Source organism: Peribacillus phoenicis (assembly GCF_047238085.1).
Taxonomy (GTDB): Bacteria; Bacillota; Bacilli; order Bacillales; family DSM-1321; genus Peribacillus.
The window spans coordinates 2,938,494-2,963,669 of record NZ_JBDFMF010000001.1 but is presented as its reverse complement, the minus strand read 5'-3'; the positions used below and the strand labels follow the sequence as shown (position 1 = coordinate 2,963,669).

Annotated in this window: 23 protein-coding genes and 2 pseudogenes; 14 read left to right on the top strand and 11 right to left on the bottom strand. The window is 36.6% G+C overall.

Going from position 1 to position 25,176, the window contains the following annotated elements:
• Window positions 1-5 precede the first annotated feature (5 nt).
• Window positions 6-596: a TetR/AcrR family transcriptional regulator gene (locus tag ABC374_RS14490; protein ID WP_413018548.1), complete on the bottom strand. Its 591-nt coding sequence runs from the start codon at window positions 594-596 to the stop codon at window positions 6-8.
• A gap of 399 nt (window positions 597-995) precedes the next feature.
• Between ABC374_RS14490 and ABC374_RS14485 the strand changes: the two genes are divergently transcribed.
• Window positions 996-1,763: a VCBS repeat-containing protein gene (locus ABC374_RS14485; RefSeq protein ID WP_413020369.1), complete on the top strand. Its 768-nt coding sequence runs from the start codon at window positions 996-998 to the stop codon at window positions 1,761-1,763.
• Window positions 1,764-1,917: 154 nt separating this feature from the next.
• On the opposite strand, the gene ABC374_RS14480 is transcribed toward ABC374_RS14485, so the two are convergent.
• From ABC374_RS14480 to ABC374_RS14465, 4 genes are all read right to left on the bottom strand, one after another.
• A complete protein-coding gene (locus ABC374_RS14480; RefSeq protein WP_413018546.1) occupies window positions 1,918-2,538 on the bottom strand; it encodes an NAD(P)-dependent oxidoreductase in 621 nt (206 codons plus the stop codon).
• 230 nt (window positions 2,539-2,768) lie between these two features.
• Window positions 2,769-2,933 carry a hypothetical protein gene (locus ABC374_RS14475; protein WP_413018544.1) on the bottom strand — a complete coding sequence of 55 codons (165 nt, stop codon included), beginning with the start codon at window positions 2,931-2,933 and terminating at the stop codon, window positions 2,769-2,771.
• Window positions 2,934-3,594: 661 nt separating this feature from the next.
• Window positions 3,595-3,762: a hypothetical protein gene (locus tag ABC374_RS14470; protein WP_413018542.1), complete on the bottom strand. Its 168-nt coding sequence runs from the start codon at window positions 3,760-3,762 to the stop codon at window positions 3,595-3,597.
• Between the two features lie 378 nt (window positions 3,763-4,140).
• A complete protein-coding gene (locus ABC374_RS14465) occupies window positions 4,141-4,959 on the bottom strand; it encodes a histidinol-phosphatase (RefSeq protein WP_413018540.1) in 819 nt (272 codons plus the stop codon).
• Window positions 4,960-5,218: 259 nt separating this feature from the next.
• Between ABC374_RS14465 and ABC374_RS14460 the strand changes: the two genes are divergently transcribed.
• The 5 genes and pseudogenes from ABC374_RS14460 (at window position 5,219) to ABC374_RS14440 (ending at window position 8,912) form a co-directional block, all read left to right on the top strand.
• The gene (locus tag ABC374_RS14460) at window positions 5,219-5,854 is read left to right on the top strand and encodes an FMN-dependent NADH-azoreductase (RefSeq protein WP_413018538.1); all 636 of its coding nucleotides are present in this window, start codon (window positions 5,219-5,221) and stop codon (window positions 5,852-5,854) included.
• A 141-nt stretch (window positions 5,855-5,995) separates the two neighbouring features.
• Window positions 5,996-6,099 (top strand): annotated as a pseudogene (locus ABC374_RS14455) (Lrp/AsnC family transcriptional regulator); the annotation flags it as partial.
• A gap of 174 nt (window positions 6,100-6,273) precedes the next feature.
• Complete coding sequence (locus ABC374_RS14450) at window positions 6,274-6,900, top strand: fumarylacetoacetate hydrolase family protein (RefSeq protein ID WP_413020367.1); 627 nt, start codon at window positions 6,274-6,276, stop codon at window positions 6,898-6,900.
• Between the two features lie 268 nt (window positions 6,901-7,168).
• Window positions 7,169-8,186 (top strand): annotated as a pseudogene (locus ABC374_RS14445) (IS1182 family transposase); the annotation flags it as partial.
• Between the two features lie 297 nt (window positions 8,187-8,483).
• Window positions 8,484-8,912: a MarR family winged helix-turn-helix transcriptional regulator gene (locus tag ABC374_RS14440; protein WP_413018536.1), complete on the top strand. Its 429-nt coding sequence runs from the start codon at window positions 8,484-8,486 to the stop codon at window positions 8,910-8,912.
• A 362-nt stretch (window positions 8,913-9,274) separates the two neighbouring features.
• Here the strand turns inward: ABC374_RS14440 and ABC374_RS14435 are convergent, their stop codons facing one another.
• Both ABC374_RS14435 and ABC374_RS14430 read right to left on the bottom strand, forming a co-directional pair.
• Window positions 9,275-10,624 (bottom strand): MFS transporter, encoded by a 1,350-nt coding sequence (locus tag ABC374_RS14435; RefSeq protein ID WP_350299220.1) that lies wholly within the window; start codon window positions 10,622-10,624, stop codon window positions 9,275-9,277.
• A gap of 333 nt (window positions 10,625-10,957) precedes the next feature.
• Window positions 10,958-11,752, bottom strand: coding sequence for an IclR family transcriptional regulator (locus ABC374_RS14430; protein ID WP_101222278.1), 795 nt, complete (start codon window positions 11,750-11,752; stop codon window positions 10,958-10,960).
• A gap of 223 nt (window positions 11,753-11,975) precedes the next feature.
• Here ABC374_RS14430 and ABC374_RS14425 point away from each other — a divergent pair, with 223 nt between their 5' ends.
• The 5 genes from ABC374_RS14425 to ABC374_RS14405 all read left to right on the top strand — a co-directional run bounded on the left by ABC374_RS14425 (window position 11,976) and on the right by ABC374_RS14405 (window position 18,015).
• Window positions 11,976-13,343, top strand: coding sequence for a lyase family protein (locus tag ABC374_RS14425; protein ID WP_413020366.1), 1,368 nt, complete (start codon window positions 11,976-11,978; stop codon window positions 13,341-13,343).
• A gap of 15 nt (window positions 13,344-13,358) precedes the next feature.
• Entirely contained in the window at window positions 13,359-14,879 is a 1,521-nt protein-coding gene (locus ABC374_RS14420) for an aldehyde dehydrogenase family protein (protein WP_350299218.1), read from the top strand.
• On the top strand, window positions 14,821-16,023 hold the full coding sequence (locus ABC374_RS14415; RefSeq protein WP_413018533.1) for a Zn-dependent alcohol dehydrogenase: 1,203 nt from the start codon (window positions 14,821-14,823) through the stop codon (window positions 16,021-16,023). The genes ABC374_RS14420 and ABC374_RS14415 overlap by 59 nt, the downstream gene beginning before the upstream one ends.
• A gap of 107 nt (window positions 16,024-16,130) precedes the next feature.
• Window positions 16,131-17,549, top strand: coding sequence for an aspartate ammonia-lyase (locus ABC374_RS14410; protein WP_413018531.1), 1,419 nt, complete (start codon window positions 16,131-16,133; stop codon window positions 17,547-17,549).
• 238 nt (window positions 17,550-17,787) lie between these two features.
• Window positions 17,788-18,015: a hypothetical protein gene (locus ABC374_RS14405; protein ID WP_413018529.1), complete on the top strand. Its 228-nt coding sequence runs from the start codon at window positions 17,788-17,790 to the stop codon at window positions 18,013-18,015.
• Window positions 18,016-18,409: 394 nt separating this feature from the next.
• Here ABC374_RS14405 and ABC374_RS14400 read toward each other — a convergent pair whose 3' ends face one another.
• The 3 genes from ABC374_RS14400 to ABC374_RS14390 form a co-directional block, all read right to left on the bottom strand.
• Window positions 18,410-18,880: an SDR family NAD(P)-dependent oxidoreductase gene (locus ABC374_RS14400; protein WP_413020365.1), complete on the bottom strand. Its 471-nt coding sequence runs from the start codon at window positions 18,878-18,880 to the stop codon at window positions 18,410-18,412.
• A gap of 44 nt (window positions 18,881-18,924) precedes the next feature.
• Window positions 18,925-20,097, bottom strand: coding sequence for an MFS transporter (locus ABC374_RS14395; RefSeq protein WP_413018527.1), 1,173 nt, complete (start codon window positions 20,095-20,097; stop codon window positions 18,925-18,927).
• A gap of 294 nt (window positions 20,098-20,391) precedes the next feature.
• Window positions 20,392-21,138 (bottom strand): SDR family oxidoreductase, encoded by a 747-nt coding sequence (locus ABC374_RS14390; protein ID WP_413018525.1) that lies wholly within the window; start codon window positions 21,136-21,138, stop codon window positions 20,392-20,394.
• A gap of 188 nt (window positions 21,139-21,326) precedes the next feature.
• Here ABC374_RS14390 and ABC374_RS14385 point away from each other — a divergent pair, with 188 nt between their 5' ends.
• From ABC374_RS14385 to ABC374_RS14375, 3 genes are all read left to right on the top strand, one after another.
• On the top strand, window positions 21,327-21,872 hold the full coding sequence (locus tag ABC374_RS14385) for a TetR/AcrR family transcriptional regulator C-terminal domain-containing protein (protein WP_413018523.1): 546 nt from the start codon (window positions 21,327-21,329) through the stop codon (window positions 21,870-21,872).
• Between the two features lie 217 nt (window positions 21,873-22,089).
• On the top strand, window positions 22,090-22,530 hold the full coding sequence (locus ABC374_RS14380; RefSeq protein ID WP_413018521.1) for an SRPBCC family protein: 441 nt from the start codon (window positions 22,090-22,092) through the stop codon (window positions 22,528-22,530).
• Window positions 22,531-22,731: 201 nt separating this feature from the next.
• Window positions 22,732-23,217 (top strand): hypothetical protein, encoded by a 486-nt coding sequence (locus ABC374_RS14375; RefSeq protein WP_413018519.1) that lies wholly within the window; start codon window positions 22,732-22,734, stop codon window positions 23,215-23,217.
• A gap of 364 nt (window positions 23,218-23,581) precedes the next feature.
• Here the strand turns inward: ABC374_RS14375 and ABC374_RS14370 are convergent, their stop codons facing one another.
• The gene (locus tag ABC374_RS14370) at window positions 23,582-25,039 is read right to left on the bottom strand and encodes a S8 family serine peptidase (RefSeq protein ID WP_413018517.1); all 1,458 of its coding nucleotides are present in this window, start codon (window positions 25,037-25,039) and stop codon (window positions 23,582-23,584) included.
• Window positions 25,040-25,176 lie beyond the last annotated feature (137 nt).

Here is a 25,176-nt window from a genome sequence, read left to right as displayed (position 1 = left end):
GTGAATCATTCTTGTGAAATACCTCTCCAAAACACTTTCCAAGAGGCTGCTAATTTATCCTTCAGCCGTTTCTCATCATTACCGTATACAAGCTCAAGCAAAATGGAATCCACAACTCCCAAAAAAGCATAGGTCGGTGTTATGGCTTCATCTTCGACGATTAATTTGGCATTGATCCAATCAAGGAATTTACATTCAAGGATCGCCTGCACTTTTTCCTCGATATCTATCACTTCCTGCCCGATTTCTTTCTCAAGATGCGCTGGCGGAAAGAAGGACATACGCAGCCAAAACTTTATATGCTCATTTTCTTGGAAAAGATCGATGACCAATTGTAGGAATCCATATAAATCTTTTTCAGGATTTTTTGAATCAACTTTACTGAAATATTGGAGTTTCGAAGATAGCTCCGTCTCTTTCGCATCAAGTAAAACTTGCAGAAAAAGATCATCCTTGCCTATAAAATGAGCGTAAATGGATTGCTTTTTCATGCCGACTTCTTCAGCTATTTGAGAAAGCGACGCTCCTTCATAACCATGAATCGTGAAATATTTTAGAGCGGCGTCCTTAATTTCATTACTTTTCAATAATATCACCTCATAATTTAACGAACGTTCGTCAGTTATAATAGCAAATTAAATAAATATATGCAAGCGAGTATGTTCATAAAAAGGTATTATGCCCGAAATCATTCATAATTATGAAGCTATATTTGAAAAGGACAATAGATACGCACTCAAGGCTATTCACAAAATTCCCGCATATAATTCCATATGGATAATAAAGAGACAGGTGGGATGAAGTTGGAACCATATGACATCAGAAATGCGATTCATTACTATTACACAAAAATACAAGAAACGAATCATCCTTTTTATTGGTACTGTTTGGCTGAGACCCAAAGTAGGGCCGGATTAACAAATGAAGCACTGCAAACGATTGATAACGCCTTGTCGTTTCCGAATCCTTATCCTTCAAAGCAGGAACTGCTAGACATGCAATTGAACCTCGAAACCGTACTTTCAAGACAAATGAACTCCAACAGATCAGTCATAGTGACCTCAAAGCAAGGCGATATTGATGGGGACGGGATAAAGGACAATGTTTTTCTTACCGCAAACAAAACCCCTGATAGTCCCTTTTGGAGGAATATAACTTTGGTTATCCAAAATGGGAGGACTAATCAATATCAACAAGTTCCGATGAAGAATAACGCAGGATATAATCCGACCCTTTTTCTTGGTGATTTTACAGGTAATAAGGGGGATGACATTTTAGTGGTCATTGATACTGGAGGAAGCGGCGGTTCCATTTATGCGTATGTTCTTTCCTACCTTAACGGTCAACTCATGACCATTTTTAATTCAGATACATTCAATGAAACCTTTAAATACGATGTGAATTTTGAAAACAATTACAAAGCAAAGGTGAACAGTACTTACTTAAAAGAAAGGTACATTCTTGACCTTACTTATAAGGATAAGGACTATTTAGCTGAAATATATAACAAGGATGGTGTATTGAAGGCGCCAATAGAAGGATGGGTCAATCCTTTATCCGGTTTATATCCGGTTGATTACAATAGGGATGGCATATATGAGCTCGAAGCGTATCAGAGGATCGCAGGGAGATACAATGCCGACTCACTGGGATTTGTACAGACCGTTTTAAAATGGAAAGGGCTGGCTTTTGCTCCTGAGCGGCAGAATGTGGCTATTTTTGGAGGGGAAATAAAGCATAATGGAATAATAGAAGGTTCATGAACAAGGTACGGGCGAAATCTTCGCCCTAATGAAACCGGAAAATATTCTTGGCAATGGTTTAGCTGACCGTGTGCATTTACGGACGTGATGGTTTCTTTACTTCATCTAAGATTAAACAAATTTTTGCAAAGGGGATTATCTCTAATTGGAATTATTAGTAGGCAATGCCTACACGCGATTTTAAATAATCGCTACTTTTTATTTGGCTGAATGCAAATTCTGCTGTATCCGGCACGGATATTTCAACCCCATCCTCAGGCAAAAAGTCACCTTCTACACGATATGTACCAACACTTTCTCCATCGGGCAGATACGTAGGACAGACAATCGTCCATTGAAGTGTTGATTGTTTGAGCATATCGTAAACCTTATGATGTTCTTTCGCTGCGCGGGTAGACTTTTGCTTTGATTCACTAGACTGATAACGCAGTGAATTGGGGGTTCTCCTGCTTTGCAGGATTCCTGCTGTTCCAATGGTTATAATTCGTTGTATTCCTTCGTTTTCCATTGCTTCGATAATCAGGGGCATACTTGCTGATAAAGTGGTTGTCCCATCAGTATTAAGCGCACTAATAACAACATCAATCCCATGCATGGCACGAACGATATCAGTTTTATTTAAAACATTACCTTGAATAATGGTTATATTGGCATTGTTTATTCCAATCTTCTCTGGAGTGCGAACTAAAACTGTAACTTGATGCTTATCATGCAGACTATAAGTAACTAATTGACCCCCAACCCGTCCAGTTGCACCCAAAATTAAAATATTCATAGAAACGAACCTCCTTTTTGCGAATACAATCATTCCTCTAACATTATATAGTCATTTTCAACTAATGAAAGCTTTAATGCATTAAGATATCATAATTCAGAGTCTTGCCGTTAAGGAAAATATTCGTTGATGAAAATACAAAATGGGCCGCTCAAAAGCTTAATGGGGGCCCATTTGTATTAAAATAACAACATTTCTTAAACAAGACATTAACGACCACAATTCCTCCTCTAATATTCCTGTTCTTTTTTCGATTTTAGAAAAGAATCAACTGAGTCATCTAATAATTTCTCCCGATTAGGATCTTCATTGACATCTGTATCCACTTCCATCACTTCGTTTAATCGACTAACCTCACTTTTTTGTTGAGCTGGATTATTTTTTTCGTTTAGCATATAAACTCCTTCTTGAACAGTTATTTTTTATTTAGTATGAACAATTGATCGAATATGAATCAGATTCAATCGCCAATATACTACATCTTCACACTACACCGGAGGAAGCAGATAAAGTCTTTAGCCAAATCCAACCAAAACTTGCTGTGTACTCACAAGAAAAAGCTAATTTGGTCGAAGAACTAAAAAAACATATGGAGGAACTGTTTTAGTAGGTGAGGATTTGTTGTCCATTTAAATAAGGAACAAGGTACAAGTACAGCAGCCAGGAAACGAGGCGTACCCGAGGAACTAAAACAGACCAGCTTCAGCTATTTCATGAAAGAGAGGGCTTATTTCAAAGGGAGGTTGCTGATGCAACCTTTTTTCTTATGTTACTAAGGGGCGGGCAGTTTAAAATAGTGCCGATAGTTGTTTCAATTGATTAAATTGGATAAGTGTTAATTCCAGGTGAAGAACCAGGTGAGATAGACTAACCTGAAGAGCCAAAGGAATTATTATTAACGATAAGGGCGATTTATTTTAATAAAAGGAGAGCACATATTATACGTGACTAATATGTGCTCTTCTTTATAGGAATTTATAATGTTGTAGGTCTTAAAATCTAATGCTCTAATACCATTCACATGTTCTGAAGGTATATTGAATAAGGAAGTATAAATTAAAGATAGCCATTTAATACTGTGCCAAAAAGATCGAATTCAGGATCTTTTGACGGAGTTATTGGAGGTGCTTCGGAACGCCCTATTGAAGAGTTGAAAACAGGATTACCTTCACCTGACACTACAGAGTTTTCGTCATTCTTTTTATACAATGGGTTATCAATCATACCCAAATCAACTCCTTTTAATAAGATTAACGAATGGTAAGTTATTAATTCCCTAAATATTTTGATTTTATGCTAAAAAATATGGCGATGACTGGGATTCATTGAAATGAACGGGTAAAAACTTGAAACCAATCGTGCTAAAATTTTTATTACAGCTTGCATAATGATTATTTTATGTTCATAAAAAAGATTGGTACCGATTCTTCGATCAGATGATGGGTGTAATGAAATTCCTAGCAGGATCATTATCGATACCTGTACACGAATTTTTTTGTGCATCGCCCTTCTTAGTAGCAAAAGGGGTGAAAAACATCATTCCATCCCTCCGATACACATTGTTACTGGACGCTTAAGCGATTGGACAAGTTCTTAAGAAGATCAAAGTGGAGTGAGAATCCTTTGCTTGTTAACAAAGTAAGCCCACTCAGAAAAGCCGATTTCCTTTAGTCTTTTTTTAACAAGTTCAAATTCATCGCCAATACGTTCAGGTGTATGCGAATCTGATCCGAATGTTACCTTCACATTATAGAAAAGAGCTCGTTCTAAAATGTCATCTGCTGGATACCATCCACCACAATCTTTTGTTTTACCAGAGGTATTGATCTCAATGGCGATATCTTCTGAACTAATGATTTTTAACGTTTTTTCAATACTGTCTGTCTCAATGGAAGAAAAGGCTGGATAAAACCCTTTCATTGCATCAATATGGCCTAAGATTTGAAACACTCCGCTTTTTGCAGATTTCTGTATTAATTCATAGTATTCATCCTTTATTCTTGACTGTTCTTTAGAGGTTAAACCATTCCAACGACCTCTTTTAAAAATGCTAATATCTTGAACATAATGAACAGATCCAATTATGTAGTCAAAAGGGTGTAAAAGATATTGATTACGGTAGACCTCAATGTGATCAGGGAAGAAATCACTTTCCATTCCTAATAACACGTGAATTTTGCCTTCATATTTTTCTTTTAAGCGAAGTACTTCTTCAATATAAGGGACAAGTTCACTTTTTGCCATTGCAATCGTCGGATAGAGATGATCGTCCTCGCTGTGAAAATATGGAGAATGATCGGAAATCCCAATATATTGCAAGCCGTATTCAATGGCCTTCTTTACATAATCCTCAATTGTACCGATAGCATGTCCACAGCGTTGATGGTGAGTGTGCAGATCAAATTTTATTGAATTCGTCATTTCCTTAAGCCTCCTAAAATGAACCAGATTGTTTTGTTTTATCATATCCAAAAATCACACTCTTTCCCACGAATTGAATTTCAATTGCCTAGGAAATATGAAAAAAGTTTTGTAAGACCCCTCCAAACAAATTTCTTTTTAACAATTTAATCTTATACATACCAATTAAAAATATTTTAGTTCGAGTGATTGTATAAATGTTGAATTTCCTAGGCAAACTTAAATGATCAAATATGTAAAAGGAAAGGAAGGATACAAAATGACAAAGGTATTGTACATCACGGCTCATCCTCATGATGACAAGCAATCTTACAGTATGGCCGTCGGAAAAGCATTTATTGACACTTATAAAGAAGTAAATCCTAACCATGAAATTGTGAATATTGACCTTTATAAAGAAAATATTCCTGAAATTGATGTAGATGTTTTCAGTGGTTGGGGGAAACTTCAATCTGGCAAGGGTTTTGAAGAACTCTCGACGGAAGAGAAAGCGAAAGTAAGTCGGCTCTCAGAGTTATGTGAGCAATTCATAGCTGCCGATAAATATATATTTGTAACGCCTTTATGGAATTTTTCATTCCCGCCAGTATTGAAAGCATATATTGATTCCGTTGCAGTTGCAGGTAAATCATTTAAATACACCGAACAAGGTCCAGTTGGACTTTTAACGGATAAAAAAGCCTTGCATATTCAAGCTCGTGGTGGTATTTATTCAGAAGGACCGGCAGCTGAAATGGAAATGGGTCACCGATATCTAAATATCATAATGCAATTCTTCGGAGTGCCTTCCTTTGAAGGTGTATTCGTTGAAGGACATGCAGCAATGCCTGATAAAGCACAAGAAATTAAAGAAAATGCTATAGCACGTTCAAAAGATTTAGCTTCTACTTTTTAAATCAAAGAGTCAACAATTTGTTGGCTCTTTTTTTGTCATAATTAAATATAATTATGTGGATTTATTCTACTTCACCAATCATGGCGCATTTCTCTAAAAAAGGAGTATCTTGCATTAACTATCCAAAAATTTCGAATCACGATGAAAGAATTGGGGGAGAAAGTCCATTTGACTGGTCAAGCAGTGCATCTGGAGTTGCCAAATTAGAGGATAATGCAGTGATTGAGGGGTATACCATTTCAATTTGGATTTCTTTATAATAAGTATAACGGTTGTATAAAAAATCAGTGAAATATAAAATGTATTTAAATAAGAGTTTTTTTTCATTTACTGAAACAATCATAAAATTGTAATTTTGGAGACTATAAAACAACTACCTTTCGAATCATTAAATTATTAAGAAAAGAGTGAGTTTTATGATGAAAGACATTAAAAATATCTATTGTGTAGGTCGAAACTATGCCTTACATGCAAAAGAATTGAATAATGAAATACCAACTTCCCCTTTTTTATTTTCAAAACCGACTCATTCGCTCGTGGAAGCAAACGGTCAGTCTATTACGTTGCCGGGTAATCAGGGTTCCGTTCATTTTGAAACTGAACTTGTCATACATATCGCAAAACAGTTCGACTCAGGAATGAAAGTAGATGAAATAGTAGATTCCATGGCCATTGGGTTGGATTTAACACTTAGAGATGTTCAATCACAGTTAAAACAAAAACAGCATCCTTGGCTTTTGGCTAAAGGATTCAAAAATTCGGCAGTTGTTAGTGATTTTATTCCGTTTCCAGGTGTCGAAGCTTGTGAACAATCCGACTTTTCCCTTTTAAAAAATGGAGAGCGTGTACAAGTCGGAAATATTAAAGAATTACTTTTTGATTTGCAAACCATCATAGAATTTACAGCAGAGCATTTTGGGCTCGGGAAGGGAGATATAATTTTTACCGGTACTCCAAGTGGCGTCGGTCCTCTTTCAGATCAAGACAAGCTTTCACTTAACTGGGGTGGAAATGAAATAGGATCCTGTTCAGTTACAATGCGTTAATGAAAAAAAGCAGTCATTTTGTCTACAGTCTTTTTTGGCTTGTACAAATTTGGACGTTGATTTCCACTTCAGGCACTCGCTTTCCGCGGGCGGTCCGGGAGCCTCCTCGGCGCACTTGCGCCTGTGGGGTCTCCCTTGGACTCGCTATTCCCGCAGGAGTCTCGCACCTTCCGTTCCAATCAACTTTGTCTTACCTTTTAGATAGAACACTTTTGCCTAGAGTCATTTTTGTTTTAAAATAGAAGTATTAAAACTTGAGGTGATGAGGATGCTTTCTAAACATGATTCTATTCAGCGAGATCAACTTGAATTGATTACTTTAGTCAACTGGTTCCACCGAACCATTTGGTTCGTAAAATGGAGGCTGCCATTGACTTCACTTTCATTTATGACTTGGTGAAAGATATGTATTCAGAGGTAGGACGCCCAAGTATTGATCCAGTTATTTTAGTTAAACTGACATTCATTCAATATACCTTCGGTATTCGTTCCATGCGTAAAACGATTGAAGAAGCTGAAACAAATATGGCTTACCGTTGGTTCTTAGGCTATGGTTTCCATGATAAAGTACCTCATTTCTCAACGTTCGGGAAAAATTATGAGCGACGCTTTAAAGATACAGACCTGTTTGAACAGATTTTCTATTGCATCTTAATGACAGCTGCTATAGAAAGTTAATAAGTGCTGAACACGTATTCGTCGATTCCACACATGTGAAAGCCAATGCTAATAAGCGCAAATTTGAAAAGAAAATCGTACGCAAAGAAACACGAGCATATCAAGAACGTCTTCAAGATGAAATAAATCAAGATCGTGAAAACCATGGTAAGAAGCCTTTTCCACCAGATAAATTTGATAAGGAACAAACCAAAGCAATTAAAGAAAGTACTACGGATCCTGAGAGTGGCTACTATGTGAAAGATGAACGAACAAAACAGTTTACCTATTCATTCCACGCGGCCGCAGACCGCAACGGTTTTGTATTGGGAACGATTGTAACACCTGGTAATACACATGACAGTCATATTTTGGAGCCACTGGTTGAGCAAGTGATTGAGAAAGTTGGAAAACCAGAAGCAGTTGCTGCAGATGCAGCTTATAAAACACCAGCGATTACAAGCTACCTATTTAACAAAGAAATCACACCTGCTTTACCCTATACACGTCCTCGTACAAAAGAAAGGTTCTTTCGCAAACATGACTATGTTTACGATGAACACTTTGATTGTTACCTTTGCCCTTCGGGCGAAACTTTAAAGTACTCAACAACAAATAAAGAGGGCTATTTCAAAAGGGGTTCGGAATTTTTTATTCCGAACCCCTTTTGTCTACAAACTGAAGCAGTCATTTTGACTGCTTTTTTTTATGGAATAACTCAATCTTAGACAAAAAGAAGAAACTCGTCTAAAATGAGAAGAACCATATAACATACATGGAAACGGCCAATATGGCACGCACTTTTTCAAATAAGTTTGACCATTAAATTCTGGCTTTGGAGTATTTTAGAACTATTTATATGCCTTATGAAAATCAATTAAAGTGCCATATTTTAATTATATAGGATAGAACAGGGTGGAATGTGCATGAAAAACAACCAAGAAAAGAAGTATTTAGATAATTGGCTATCTCTTACTAGTATTCAAATGAGCATTACGAATGAGCTGGAAAGTGCTTTGCAAAAAAAGCATAACCTGTCGTTAAAAGAGTTTTACGTTCTTTACTTTTTATCGAAAACAAGCGATAAACAATTGAGGCTACAACAATTACAGGAGATGGTAGGATTAAGTCAAAGTGCTATATCCAGGCTGGTAGTCAGGCTAGAAGCAAAAAGCTGCGGCGTATTACAAAGGCAAATATGCGAAGATGATCGACGAGGCATCTACACACGTTTAACCACATTAGGTGAAGAAAAACTACAAATTTCCTTAAATACTGTTCATGAAATTCTGCACTCTGCTCTTTCAAAAGGAAATCTTCAAGATGAATTACAATCCTTAATCCAGAAATTATAATATGGTTCTTATAATTTTAAGTGATAAGTGAAGGCGGTTATTTCTATATATCTTAGATAGGAATATACCTTTAGCCCAGTAAGGTAAATAAGATCTGATCGGTTGAGAAGTTGTTTAAGCTTATTTAAATGCACTCGCATGCATTTTGGTGGTTAAATGTAAGCGCATGCATATAAAGGGTGAATTTGTTTAAGAGTTAGGACATTTAAGAGTAGTTAAACAGTTGCTATGTATATGTATCCCATTTGTACATGAAAGCATGATAGAGGAAAGGTACTGCAGCATAATAGCCAGCTAGAAACAGTCACAATCTGTTCCTCTAGCTGGCACTTGCTGTTGTTTTTTAAAAATGCGTCATTCCTTTAAACTTTCTTTCCGGTATTGCTTGCATCACTAAGTGTAAGGGATTTAGTTTCGGGAGCCCAAGCTATTGATACAACTGCTCCAATAATAAGTACAGCTGTGAGACAAAACATTGTAAATTGGATTCCGAAATTTGCTATCCCCATTGGCAGTAGGAATGTACCGATTGCTGATCCTAATCTACTTATTGATGTTGCAAGTCCAACACCAGTAGATCTGATTTCTGTTGGAAAGCTCTCGGCTGGAAATACCCCAACCAAGTTGCTGACAGCAGACATAATCAAGGTAAAGACGGCAAAAGAAATTATCATCAGTACTGTTGCACTGCTAGGTAAAACACTTAATAGAGAAAGAGTGACGATCAAAACAATAAAAGAGGAAATTAAGAATCCTCTACGGGAAAATTTAACCGTTAACCAAATACCTAAAATTGCACCTACTATAAGTAGACCATTTAATAGGAAATCTGTGCCATAGCCTTCACTCAGTCCGATTGCATCGAGAATACTTGGTAAAAATGTGTAAATGGCGAAGTATGGGATAACGAGACAAACGAAAAATATACAATTGAAAGCAGTGCGTTTTCTTATATCTTTTCGGAATAAAGTTGCAATACTGCTATTCGTTTGTACTGGTCTTTCATCATCAAGTACAATATTGGGGCCGACATGCTTCTTGACAATTTCTCGGGCTTCATCAATCCGTCCTTTACTAATAAGCCACCTTGGTGACTCAGGCGTACCCATTCGCAAAATCAAAATGATTACAGCTGGAATCGCAGACGAAGCAAGCATCCATCGCCAAGCATCTGGTGCGGAGTCTACAGCGAGTATGCCAATCAAGTTTGCCGCTACGTATCCAAATGTCCAGACTACACTAAAAGATCCTAATAACACACCTCGATGTTTACGCGGTGAAAATTCAGCTAACATCGTGTGTCCTACGCTATAATCGCCTCCAAGTCCGATTCCAAGCAAAATTCTATAAAATACAAGTTCCATCGGGCTGTCTGCGAAAAACTGTAAAATGGATGCAGCGGTAATGACGATAAAACTAAAAACAAATATTTTCTGTCTTCCTACATAATCAGATATCCATCCTAAAACCAAACTTCCTAGAAAAAGCCCTATTAAAGCAGAACTTCCGATTAACCCGATCCAAAATGGCGTTAAATTCATTTGAGGTGTCAGCAAAGATAGAGCAAATGCAATAATCCCTAAAATATATCCATCAGTGAAATGAGCCCCGAACGTAAGACCTGCAATTTTAATATGAAATTTGTTTAATGGTGCATCATCTAATTTAATTACACCGACATTATCATTGAGTGCTGCATTATTGTTTCCCATTGAATCTCCTCCTGATTAAAAATTGTGCTAGACCGTGACGGTTACTTGAGAATTAAAAGTGGTATATGAAGCGGCTTATAGAGGGAAGCGTTTTCATTATAGGGGATTGTAATTTGTTCATAATATGAACTTTAGGTGCGTTATATGAATATAACTGAATTATAATTGTATATTTAAGTTTTTGTCAAACTCTTTTAAAATATTTAAAATTTTCCGTTTAAATAAGGTGGTTGTAGAGAACCCACACACAAAAAGACGATGCCATCATTTACAATCCGTAAAATGACAGCATCGTTTTTTTATTTCAAATGCAATTTTATAAGATATTATAGCTCATTCTAACTGGTCTTCGATTTTTTTAGCTGCGTCTAGCATCCGGTCCTTTAATTGTAATAAAGCTTCCTCTGTTAAGCGAAAACTCGGTCCACCTAGTGTGATGAAAGCAACTAGATTCTTTTTTTTGTCGAAGATAGGAGCTGAAATTGCATTTTCATTTTCATCAAATTCTCCAATTGATGTTCCAACTTTTTGAATATGAATTTTTTCAAGTTCTTTTCGCAGTTCTTCTGGATCCGTAATTGTATATTTGGAAAATGGTTTAAGAGTCTGCTCTAATAAAATGTTCAACTCCTCTTTAGGTAGCAAACTTAATAAAATCTTTCCGTTGGATGTGCAGTGTAAAGGTGATGTGGTATTTGAATAGTCAACCAGCCTAACACTATGATCGGTATCAATTTGATCAATAGTTAGAGTTCCATCATGCTTAGGAACACTAAGTAGTACAGTTTCACCGACTTCTTCTTTTAATTCTACTAGCGTTCTTCGAGCTCTTCGTATGAGAGCTCCATATTGATCATGTTGAGAAGTTAATTGATAAAGGGCATATCCGAGCTGATAGCCTTTTGATACAGGATCCTTTTCCACAAAGCCTTGATATTCAAGTGTTCCGATCAAACGCCAGGCCGTGGTACGGTTCAGCTCTGCCTTTTTGGCCAAATCACCGACTGAAATGGGTGATGGACTTTCTCCGATAAACTTCAAAAGCAATAGAGCGCGTTCAACGGCCTGTACAGAAGAACTTTCTTTATTACTGGTTTGTTTTGTTGTGTTCTGATTATTATTTTCCATTTATTTATTATAGCGCAACGGAATAATGGAATGTCAATCATTTCTGGTTGTTGTAATAAAAAAATCAGTGATTTCACCATAATCAAATAAATCTAAAAATTTACTAATTATCATTGACTGATAATGTACTTGGTTCTATAATAGCGATATGTTCTTTATGTGAACTTAATGTTCGTTATGTGAACAAATATGCATCCGTCTTTGTAGAATAGAGGCTACATGGATAAAAGCTATTAAAATAGTAGGAGGGATTTCAATAAGTCAGAATGATAAGTTTGACAAACGTATAGAAAGAGATTGCTTTGGCAAGTTAGATATCCCCAAAAATGCTTTATACGGTATCCAAACATTGAGAACAGTAAAAAATCTATCTTTCTCGGGTCAATTATTAAAGAATTTTCCGGAATATATCGTGTCATTAGCCATGGTCAAGAAAGCGGCTGCATCAGCTAATCTGGAGGCTGGTATTTTAGCCCCTTCTATTGGGACTGCAATAGTAAATGCTTGTGATCAATTAATTCAAGGGGACTATCAAGACCACTTTATTGTAGATATTTTGCATGGAGGCGGTGGGATAGGTACGAATATGAATGTAAATGAGGTGTTAGCCAATTTAGCAAATGAATCTTTAGAAGTAGCTTTAGGTTCATATACGCCTGTTCATCCCATTGAACATGTAAACGCTTCACAGTCCACATCGGATGTATGTCATACATCTATTCGTCTGGCAATCGTACGCTGTTTTGAAAGATTGGATCATGAATTAACAAAGATGCACGATACGATGGAAAAAAAATCACAAGAGTTTATTGAAATCACGACAATCTCACGAACTTGTTTACAGGATGCAATGCGCGTTCAACTAGGTGAGGTTTTCAGTGGTTATGCATCGGTACTTAAAAGACGTCACCATTCTTTAAAAGTATCCATCAAGTCATTGCTTACTGTTAACCTTGGAGCAACTGTCATTGGAAATGGCGTGGGTGCACCGGAAAAATATAAAAAAGTGGTCATTGGGAAATTACGTGAAGTAACCAATATGAATGTAGAATTACGTGATAATTTATTTGATGCAGCTCAAAACATCGATGACTTGGCCAATATGTCAAAGCAATTAAGTTTATTAGCAACATCTCTAATTAAAGTTGCTAAAGATTTAAGATTACTTTCATCTGGTCCAGAAGCAGGGTTTTCAGAAATAAACCTGCCATCTGTTCAGGCCGGCTCTTCCTTTTTTCCAGGAAAAGTGAATCCAGTCGTTCCTGAAACGATGATTCAAAGTTGTTTTCAAGTCCTAGGTTGTGACCGGGTTGTTCAAGCTGCATTGGAACATGGTGAACTAGACTTAAATGTTTTTGAAGGAATGGCTGGAGCCAATATATTGAATGGGCTAACTATGCTAACAAACTCTGCTCATTCTTTTACGGAGCGATGTCTAAAGGACATTAAATCCAATGAAGAAAGATGTAGAGAACTTTCAAATACCTTTATTCCAGTGATCACGGAACTGAAGGAACGATTGGGTTATTCGGCAGTTTCCAAATTAATGATTGAACATGATCGGGAATCTATAAAAAAATTACTAGAATAATGGAGGTATAGACTCATGTCACTAGAAAACAAACCGTTTGAAGGAATTGAACAGCCAAAGCTGGAGTGGGCCCATGAATGGCTTAAAACAACGAAAAAACTATATATAAATGGAAAATGGGTAGATAGCACAGGCAATAAAGTGATCGAATCAATCAACCCAGCTAATGGAGAGATTTTAGGTGACTTTCAACAAGCAGAAGTGCAGGACGTCGATACAGCGATACAAGCAGCCAAAACTGCTTTAAAACAGGGATCATGGAAAGAAATGAGCCGAAAGGAAAGAGGAAAGGCATTACGGAAAATCAGCGAACTTATTCAGGATCATCATGCAGAGCTTGCAACATTGGAAGCGCTTGATAACGGAAAATTATATACAGAAGCCTATAACGATGATGTACAGGAAGCAGCAGATTTATTTGAATATTACGCTGGGTGGACAGATAAATATTATGGTGAAAACAATCCGGTTGAAGGTAATTTCTTAAGTGTCACCACAAGAGATCCAATCGGTGTATGCGGACAAATTGTACCTTTCAACTTTCCGATTCAAATGGCTGTTTTAAAACTGTCACCTGCCTTATCGATGGGAAACACGGTTATTTTAAAACCAGCGGATAAAACCTCATATTCTGCTATTCGGTTGTTTGAAATTATTGATGAAGCAGGAGTGTTGCCGAAGGGTGTAATTAATTTAGTTCTCGGAGATGGTGAGGTTGGTTCTTATATTAGTCGTCACATGGATATAGATAAATTATCGTTCACAGGCAGTACGAATATCGGAAAAAAATTAATCCACGACTCAGCTGATAGCAATTTAAAACCTGTAACGTTAGAACTTGGCGGTAAGTCACCTAACATCATCTTTAGTGATTTCCCGGATTTGGATGCAGCAATCGAACGTTCATTTTATGGGTTATTTACACATAAAGGTGAGAAATGTTCTGCACCAACCCGTTTATTTGCCCAACGTGAAATTTATGATGAAGTTGTCACGAAAATTGCCGAGTACGCTAAAAATTATAAATGTGGTGACCCATTCGATCCTAGGAGCGATCAAGGTGCACAAGTGTCCAAGGAGCATATGGAGTCTATCTTAAATTACATTGAGAGTGGTAAAAATCAAGGCGCCCGAATCGTAGCTGGAGGGGAACGAGATACAACGGGAACAAATGGGAAAGGCTATTTTGTTCAACCGACTATTTTTGCTGATGTTGATAATAAAATGAAAATTGCACAGGAAGAGATTTTCGGACCCGTACTCTGCATCATCCCATTCGAAACTGAAGAAGAAGTTGTCATGAAGGCAAACGATACTATTTATGGACTTGGGGCAGGACTTTGGACAGGTGATGCATCCCGAGCTCATCGCGTAGCAAACCAGCTCGAGGCGGGTATGGTTTTCGTTAATAAATATGGTTGCTATGACTTTGCTAGCCCATTTGGAGGTCTGAAGCAAAGCGGATGGGGCAAAGAATATGCTATTCATTCATTACAGGCTTTCACAAAAACAAAAGCTATTTGGTTCGCGTATTGAAAATTCACATAAAAGAGGGAATCGTACAATGAAAATAAATGCAGCTATAATGACTGAAGTAGGTAAACCATTATCCATTCAACAAGTAAATCTTAGTGAACCAAAATCGAATGAAGTACTTGTGAAAATCAAAGCAACAGGTGTATGTCATAGCGATTTAAATGCTTTGAATGATAAATCGACGCCAATACCTACTATTCTTGGTCATGAAGGATCAGGAATTGTCGAGGCAGTAGGTTCTAATGTTACAAGTGTCAAAGCGGGTGATAGAGTAGCTTTAAGCTGGGTTCCATATTGCGGGAAATGTGAATTTTGTGTAACAGGAGATGTGCATTTATGTGAGGCTGCATTTGGACCAATGTTTGATGGAACGCTGCTTGATGGCACTTCAAGGCTTAGTCAAGATGGTAAGCAAGTTTACCACAACTCTTTATTATCCACTTTTGCAGAATTTGCGGTTGTTCCCGAAATGGCATGTGTAAAGTTGCCAGCTGAAATGCCTTTTGCACAAGCTTCGTTAATCGGATGCGGAGTGGCAACTGGTTATGGAGCCGCCGTGAATGCAGCAGGTGTCACACCTGGTTCCACTGTTGCAATATTTGGTATTGGTGGCGTGGGTGTAAATGCAATTCAAGGAGCGCATATAGCAGGTGCATCTAAAATTATTGCCTGTGATGTGAAATCTGCTAATTTGGAAATTGCCAAACAGTTTGGTGCAACCCATACGATTAATTCAGCTGAAGTGGATGTCGAAGCTGCGCTGAAAGAACTGACAAGAGGTTTAGGTGTTCATTTTGCTATAGATTGCTCGGGTCATACTGTTGCGACCGAAAGTGCATGGAAGAGCACTAGAAAAGGTGGAACCGTGGTTGTCGTTGGCGCATTTAATCCAGAAAAAACATTGAACCTTCCAGCTGGAGGATTCCACAGAGTCGGTAAGGTATTAAAAGGAAGTTTTTATGGAGATACCCAGCCATTCCGCGATTTCCCAATGATTGCTCAAATGTATTTAGATGGAAAATTTAAATTAGATGAGCTAGTGTTAGATCGAATTGAATTAGAAAATATTAACCAAGCGTTTAACTCTTTCCAAGACTGCAATTGTGTCAACGTGGGAAGAGCGGTGATTGAGTTTAACGATTAATTTTCATACTTAATTCCATATAAGTGAAAGGTGTTTAAATTGCTATTATTAATCTATTTAAACACCTTTCTTTTTGTTCTGACAGTTAATGAAGGGAGTATTATAAAATGCGAGTTGAAAAAGATCTAATCGGAGTATTGGAAATTGATGAAGACGTTTATTATGGAATACAAACGGCGCGGGCCTGTCAGAACTTCTCAATTTCCGGATTGACGATAGAATTATACCCCCACTTAATAAAAAGCATGGCCTATATAAAAAAAGCAGCTGCATTGTCTAACCATAGTGTAGGAGCTCTGGATCCTGAGAAGAAAGATGTAATATGCCAAGCGATAGACGAAATAGTGAATGGAGAAATGGAAAATCAATTTCCTGTTGACATTTATCACGCTGGCGGAGGAATTTCAATAAATATGAACGTAAACGAAGTAATAGCCAACCGGGCAAATGAATTACTCACTGGTTATAAAGGATATGATTGTATACATCCAAATGAACATGTTAACATGTCTCAATCTACGAATGACGTGCTTGCAAGTGCAATGAAGATGGCTTGCTTTTTCTATATAGATGATTTATTAATCAGTTTGAATAAAATCGAACGAACATTGGCGAATAAAACGGATGAATTTTCAGGTGTTGTAAAAATAGCAAGAACTTGTCTCCAAGATGCCGTACCAATTACTCTAGGACAGCAATTTAGCGGGTATCATTCTTTTATCAAGAGACAAATAATTGAAATGAAAAAACGGCAAAAAGATTGTTTGTCTATTGTAATAGGTGCAACTGCAGTGGGGACAGGTATCGGAGTAGCGCCTGGCTATACTGAAAAGATTTACGAGTATTTACCAGAGATATCACAGGTAGCTGTTATCAAAATGGATAATTTTTTCGATGGACTGCAAAATGCAGACATTTATATAAAGATATCTTCTTGTTTAAAAGGATTATCGAGTGGATTATCAAAAATGGCTAGCGATTTAAGGTTACTTTCATCAGGACCAAGGGCGGGATTCGCTGAAATCATATTGCCGGCGGTACAGCCCGGTTCTTCCATTATGCCTGGGAAAATCAATCCATGTATACCTGAAATGATGATGCAAGTTTGTTTTGATGTCTATGGAAATGATCAAGCAATTACCTTCGCTGTAGATCGTGGCGAACTGGATTTGAACATCTGGGAACCGATTATTTTAAAAAATATATTTGATTCATTTTCTATTTTGACCAAATGCATTACCCTGTTTACTGAAAAGTGCCTAAATGGTATTGAAGCAAATAAAATGGTTTGTTTGAATAATGCGGAAAGTTCGTTATCTTTGTCCGTGGTTATTTCTTCTCTTTTCGGGTATCAAGCAGCAAACGAAGTAGCTTTAGCAGCTTACGAAAGAAAACTAACAGTAAGAGAAGTAGCAGTTGAAAAAGGACTTTTAAGTGAAGCGGAAGCGGCTGAGTTACTAAATCCTGCAAACTTAATTGATTCTGTAAAGATGCAACATTTGTTAAACTCCAGATTACATAAATAGCTGAAACTAGGGGTAAAAAACGACGCCTTTTAAGTATTATTATCTGAATAATGAAGAAGTGTGAGGGAGAGAAAATAAGAATGCTCAACTATACCTACTTAACTCCCTTATAGATAACCACAAAGATAATGATGGTATCGACTTTTTGATTTATGAATTGGTTTAGCGTGAAAAAAATGAATAAACAATCATATAAAGCCAATTCTATATACAAGAATGATAAAAAGGAGATTACATCGTGAGGCCATATGAAATAAAAAATATGATTATTGATGACGAGTTTGATGGTGAAGAATCGGTTACAGCTGATTTTACTCACAAATATAAAGATTATAGCATTACTTTTAAAAAAGAAGATCTTGAAGTAATTAATACATGGGTTTTTGAGGATAATTCATCTCTTCCAGCAAATTTATCAGGTACTATCATTGAATCAATAAGGGAAGAAATTAAAAAGAGAATCTAGTCATTTGTACTAGATCTTTTTTTTGTCATTTTCTTAATCGAAGAAAAATTTAGCCTTGTTTATATTAATAAAAGATAATGAAGTGGGAAAAAATGATAAAAACAAAGAAGATTTTAATGGTCTGAAGGGGATTGCAAAATTATTGCCTACATTAGAGATAAATTGGTACAAAAAAATAAGAGAAAGCAGGTGTGATATCGGTAAGCAAATATCGATGATATTTATTGATAAAGTAAAAATCAATTAGTCGATGAGGTAATCTCTAAAAACCCATCATTAGGTCCTTCAGGTCCAATAGTTGCTAACCACAGGATAGACTCAGCTGCTTGCTTGGGTGTTCTTGGAGCAGATGATCCACCCATATCCGTACTTACCCATCCCGGATCGACCGCATTTATTTTGATATCACCTTGATTTCTGCAGCTACCAATCGTGTTAATCCGTTCATGGCAAATTTAGATATTTTATAAGCTCCTACTCCTGGATATGACATTTCGCTCATCGCCCCGTATTCTGATGAAAAATTAATGATTCTCCCATAGCCTTGCTTTTCCATGAGGGGAATAAAGGAACGGATCACATGGTAAACTCCAAAGAAATTGGTTGCCATTGTTTTCTCCAGAATGGGATTGTCCATAGTCACTAAATTTTTATTCTCATCCAAATACACGCCAGCATTATTAATCAATACGTCTAATCTTCCATTTTGCTCATTTACAGTAATCGCAGCTTGATGGATGCTTTCTTGATTGTTTACATCCATTACCATAAACGACATGTCAAGATTTGACTCCTTAGGTTTTTGCGTACCTTCATGACCCATTTCTGGATCCCGACTTGCCAAAATGACCTTAAAACTATTCAAAGCCAATTGTTTGACCAGTTCATATCCAATTCCTCGGTTATTCCTTATCTAGATAGTTGTTGTGTAGGAGTAAACATGTAGTTTCTAAGTAAGATAGTTACCAAACTTAGTATCAATGATAGGATTCCTACTAAGACGACGTACTGTGTACCCAGTTCAGATATTAATAACCCGCCTGCAGCTGCACCAATTGTTGTTCCTACGTTACAGGATGATATAAATAAGCCATTGGCGAAATCAGGCGCTTCGGGAGCTGATGACGCAATCAAATATTGATTAATATTTGCCATTATTCCTCCAGCTAATATTCCCCAAATTAAAGTGATAATTTCCATAGGTACAGTAAACTGTCCTGTGAAGAATAAAATGATGTAAACAGCACCCAATAACAAAGGAAAAGATACCACAGACTTAATGGCACTATGAGTAAGTAAATTTCCTGCGACAATGTTTCCGATAATACTGGCCCCGCCGAAGACGAATAACGTTAAACTTATGGTATTCGGGGACATATTCGTTACTGTTTTCAGATATTCAGCAAAATAACTATAAACCCCAAATATAGCTGAGTTTAATAAAATGACAGTCACGATGGAAAGCCATATAATAGGTATTTTTAATACGGAAAGTTGTGTACCATAAGAAAGTCTTTCTTCAACAGGCATAGATGGTACAAAAATCAATGTAGCAATGAATACAATAGCATTAACAATAGCAAAGAATGCCATCGCCATTTCATACGAAACGGCACTATCAATAAAACTTGCGATCGGTACGCCGGCTACCATACCAGCAGATACTCCTATAAATACTTTAGAAACAGCTTTTGGAGCTTCTTGTTTACTTACTGAGGAAGCAGCTACTGTAAATGCCAAAGAACAATAAATTGGATGGAAAAAGGCTGGAATTATACGAGCAATTAATAGAATGGTAAAATTAGATGTAAATATGGATACAATGTTTCCTATAACGAAAACTCCTAATACAAGTAACATGACCTTCTTACGATTTATTCTGGAAAACAATAACGGCATCGTTGGTCCTGATACAGCAATAGTAAGAGCAAAAAGACTCACCAGCAATCCTGCTTTTGATATACTGACATTGAAGTGATCAGCAATGGAAGGCATTAACCCAATAACCCCCATTTCGGTATTTATGATGCCGAAAACTCCTATGGTCAATATGAAAATCAGCAAGTTATTTCGTTTAGTCATAAAATGGATCTCCTTCTTTCAGTACAGTGTCATTTTGTAGTTGCGTAAAAGGGGAGTTATTTAAGGCCTTTACCTATCATTTAGATAACTTTTTCAATAAGTGATTACAGTTTTCATTTGGCTGTTTTCTCCATTAATATCCAGACCTTTTAAACGATATCAGTTTTTTTGAACTCCTCTTTGTTCCTGCCTCTGAATAAATTTCAAAGTATAAAGCTTAGGCTGTCGAGTAGACCTCGATAGCCTAAGCTTTAGAAAATGAATAGCTCTTAGTTTTATCTCATCTTGTAATTTTTACCAAGGTTGACTTGTTGGTCCAATTGTAAACTCATTAATGTTCGTATCTTCTGGCTGATCAATCGCGAATGCCACGATATTTGCAACTCGATCAGGTGCGATACCATATTTTTCGTACAAATCAGTCATACCTTCTGAAATATTCTTATCAGTAATCGTATCCAACAATTCCGTGTTGATCGCTGCTGGATAAATAGTAGCTGTGCGGATGTTAGTACCTTCTTGGGCAGATTCCATACGCAAAACTTCCATTAAATCACGAACAGCCCACTTTGTTGCGCCATAAACCGCACCGCCTGGGTAAGCTTTAAGCCCAGCTACTGATGAAGTAGTGATGATATGTCCAGACTTTTGCGATGTAAATGTTGGCAATACTGCGGCGATACCATTCAATACACCTTTAATATTAACGTCAACCATACTGTTCCATTCGTTGGTTTTTAAGTCGGAAAGTGGTGAATTAGGCATTATTCCAGCGTTCAAGAAGATTACATCGACACCACCAAAAGTCTCTTTAGCTTGTTGAACAAGCTGCTGACTATCATCTGGATTAACAACATCTGTGACGCGATAGGCAGCTTGTCCACCAGCTTTTTGAATTTCCTCAGTCAATGCTTTTAATTTGTCTTCGCGACGAGCGCCCAAAACAACTTTAGCACCTTTACTGGCCAATAATTTTGCAGTTGCTTCACCAATTCCAGATGAGGCTCCAGTGATTATAATTACTTTGTTTTCAATTGTCATTTCGAGTTTTCATCCTTTCAAATTAAAATAAAACTACAATTGATGTTTTCTCGACATCTGTCTATAATTTAAAATATAAATATAAACAAAACAAGGCATATAAATCGTTAATTTAATCAGTTTTGATGTTTAAACAACAAATCAATAAAAATTGTCGACCATCTCAGGGAAAGTATGGTGTTAATAACATGGCAAAAGTGGATAGAAGAATTGTTAGAACTCAAAATGCAATTAAAAAAGCATTTCTTGAATTGATGTCAGAAAAAAACTTCGATAGCATTACCATTCAGGATATATCTGACAGGGCAAATATTAACCGTGCGACTGTTTATCTTCATTACTTGGATAAATTTGATCTGTTGGATAAGATCATAGAAGAACATATCAATAACATGGTTAACCTTTGTGAGTCGGAAGCTGAAATGGATTGGATTGAATCGACTGTACACTGCATGGAATATCTTGAAAGCAATTATTTATTTTTTTCGACGATGTTGGTGAGTGAAGGAGCTCCGTACTTTCGCAGCCGGTTTGTTCAGCATAATATCGAAGAGTTCAAAAAAGACGTGGATATAACAAAAGGCAAAAATTTTGGTCAAAACGAAGATGTAGTTGTCGAATTTGTTGCAAATGCTTATGTAGGTGTAGTGGAATGGTGGCTAAAAAATGGCATGCCTTATCCACCAGAGGAAATGGCAGAAAAAGTGGGGGATTTATTAGAGAGGATTTTATAGATTTATCCGCATGAAAAATCTCTCTTATTTATTAAGGAAGAAGGAGGATGATCTCTTCAATAAAAATTGTTGTATGTTAATGGTTGCACTTAAACTAACGGGTTCGTTAGCTTTAGATCAGAGCTGTCTTTAAGGCAGCTTTTTCTTATGGAACTAAAGGGGCAGTTATTACATGGTACAATTTGTTTAATAGCTTATTTGAAAGGAGTTCTACTAAATGACTGAACAGCTAATTGTAAGAGATGAGATACTCATTGAGGCGAATTCTCAGAGAGTTTGGGAAGTGCTTACTAAACCAAAATACGTTGCAGAATGGGATGAACTCCCAGAAAATTATCCTAATGAGGATATGACCGAGGGAAGTAAGGTGATTTGGGATCTTCCTAATGGTGGTCAGTCAATCACTAAAATCATTAGAGCAGTTGTAAAGAAAGAATTAAAAATCGCTTTGCAAGTTTCAAATTGGGTAGTAAAACCGGATGAAGGTGATGTAGCATATAATTATCAATTAATAGACAAAGGCGACAGTACTCTGCTAAGAATCGAGATTGGTGATTTCTCACTGATTAAAGACGGAAAAATGTATTATGATGCATCTGTAGAATTTGCTTCTAATTCTAAAAAAATAATTAAGGATTTATCCGAAAATCTTGGCTGATTATCTATTATAATGATTTACACATACCTTGGATTTCCTTAATGAACTAACGGGCAGGTTAGTTGATAAGGAAAAAGTGATTTAATGTTGGTTTATACATAAATGACTCTTTAACACAGAAAAAGTATTACTCTCTTTTATGTTATAATTTCGATTGAAGAATATCGAATTATACTATGACTATTAGATTGGTTGTTGAAGATGAAAAAGAAGAAAAACGAATCAAATATAATTAAAATGACATTTGGAAAGAATTCTTATGTTAAGGACGATGAAACAGGTTATATATTTGCGTGGTTACATCCTATTATTTCGTGTAGGTTATGTATCAAGTATTTTATAAAATGGATAACGTCTGTGGATTCTTCTTTAGCACCTAATGTTCAGCGTTACTACATTTTATTCTTTACATTGATATTGAGATCATTTTTGTGGATTTATATTGGAATGGGGATCGGGGTAATCTCAAATGATGAGTCAGATGGTATGAGGTTAGTGACAGAGATTCCAATGACTATCGGGATGTCGTTTTTATGTATATTTGGACTGTTGTTGGTTATACGGATTGTAATTTCTTTCTTTGAACTGATCAGACTAGTTAAAAAAGATAACTTAGTTTTGTATGGTTTGGGAGTTACAGTTGTATATGGATTTATTGGACTTATTATGCTGGGAAGTGCAATGTGATAGTTTTATACAATGTATTTCTTCAGGTAACGGGTGCGTTAGCTGAAGAACGGAGCTGTCTTTAAGGCAGCCTTTTTCTTATGGAAAATGTTTTTTTACTTGGACTAGAAATTGTAATTAAGATAAAACAAAAAAATCCCAACAATTAAGTTGGGAATGAATTTTAACTGGTGAGTTGTGTTAATTAGAATATGGCTTCACGCATTTTATGTGTTTCTGCTTTTCGGGCATATAGTTTCTTTGTTGAGCAAAGAAGCCTTTTTCTGTTATGGATATATTTTCCCTAATTACTGTTCGTGTTACAGATTCTGATCAAGAATCTTTCCTTGTACTTTTAATATTTCATCTTATTTAGAAACATAAGCTACTTCTTTATATTTTCTAATGCTCTATAAGCATTTGCTTCTCCTGAACCAAAAAAAGCATCTTGTCCATTCTTTCCATAATCAATAGCTGTTTGCTTAATACGTGCGGTTACTTGGGCAGGTTTATACTCCGGATGAGCTGACTTAATAACTCCTGCAATTCCAGCTACTTGAGGAGTGGCCATAGAAGTGCCAGCATTAAACTCATATGGAGTACCTAAATAGGTAGGCCAAGTACTTAGGATTAAGTTACTAGGATCAGCCGTCGCAGGATCATTGGTTTCTGCATATTTAGGCCCGTAATCTCCTCCAGGAGCTGCCACGTCAATAGCACTGTTTCCATAATTAGAGTAGAAAGCAAGCTGTTGAGTGGACCATTTTGTGGAGGCAGACACATTAATAACTCCTGGCATTTGTGCTGGTACCACAGTTGCAGGCCCTTTCACGCTCATTCCATATGGTTCATACATTTTATTTAAAAATTCGTTTACTTCCTTCTTGTCATCTAAATTTAAACTTTCATTACCACTACCGGCTACTACAGTTACTCCATTCTTTACTGCATATTGAATTGCTCTCTTCCAAAGTAACGTTTCAGCGACTGATTTATAACTTTCTCCCTCAATTGTCATTTTGGTATTATTATAGAAACGAAGAGACATATTAATAACATCTACCTTGTCATTTGTTGCTGCAATAATACCATCTATAATCCAAGTTGGTAATCCAAGGGCTTGCTCTGAGTATAATACGCGATAGGATCGGATTCCTAAATCTGGTCCTACACCGTTTACTTTACCATTTGCTCCAATGATTCCGGCAACGTGAGTACCGTGCCCATTGCGATCTTTTATATCAGTGGGATCACCTGTTTCAGATTCATCCATTCCAGCAGGAACAAGATTACGTCCACCTATTATATTATTCTTTAAGTCAGGATGAGACTCATCAATTCCAGTATCAATCACTCCCACCACTGCTTTATGAGTAATGCTACCATCTTTATTTTTATATCCGCCTGTTTCTAAATCATATGATTTCCCGTCATTGGTCACCCTTTGAATATCCCATTGGGAGTCCCAATAACTCTCTGAATTTTGCTGGCTGATGATACTAGACTCATAGTTATAAGGGCTGACTGCCGTTTTGTTTAAGGTTAGGGGAATTTCTCTGTTAGCAGCTTCTATTGAAGAATTACTTTTTAGGTTTTTAAGAAAAGAAGGCTCGTCAGATTGAGCTTCTATTCCTCCAACTTCGGGAAGAACTTTGGTTACTTTACCACCAGCTTTCCGTATTACCTCTTGATAATTCTCTGGTAATCCACTTTTAAAAGCTATTGCGTATGTGTCATTCATCTCCTGATTTTGACTCTTAGCTTGGGCAGGAACACCACCAACGGATAGTATCCCTGCTCCTACTGCAATCGAAAGTACCGTATGAAGAATTTTCTTTTTCATATGTCTCCTCCTATATATGGAAAATATTCATCATATACTATCTTAATATACAACAACTTAAATTCCAAGTTTTCCTAATAAATCTCATATTCTTGAAATTGGCAGCTCATTTTCTTATGGAATATCGGGTCAGGATA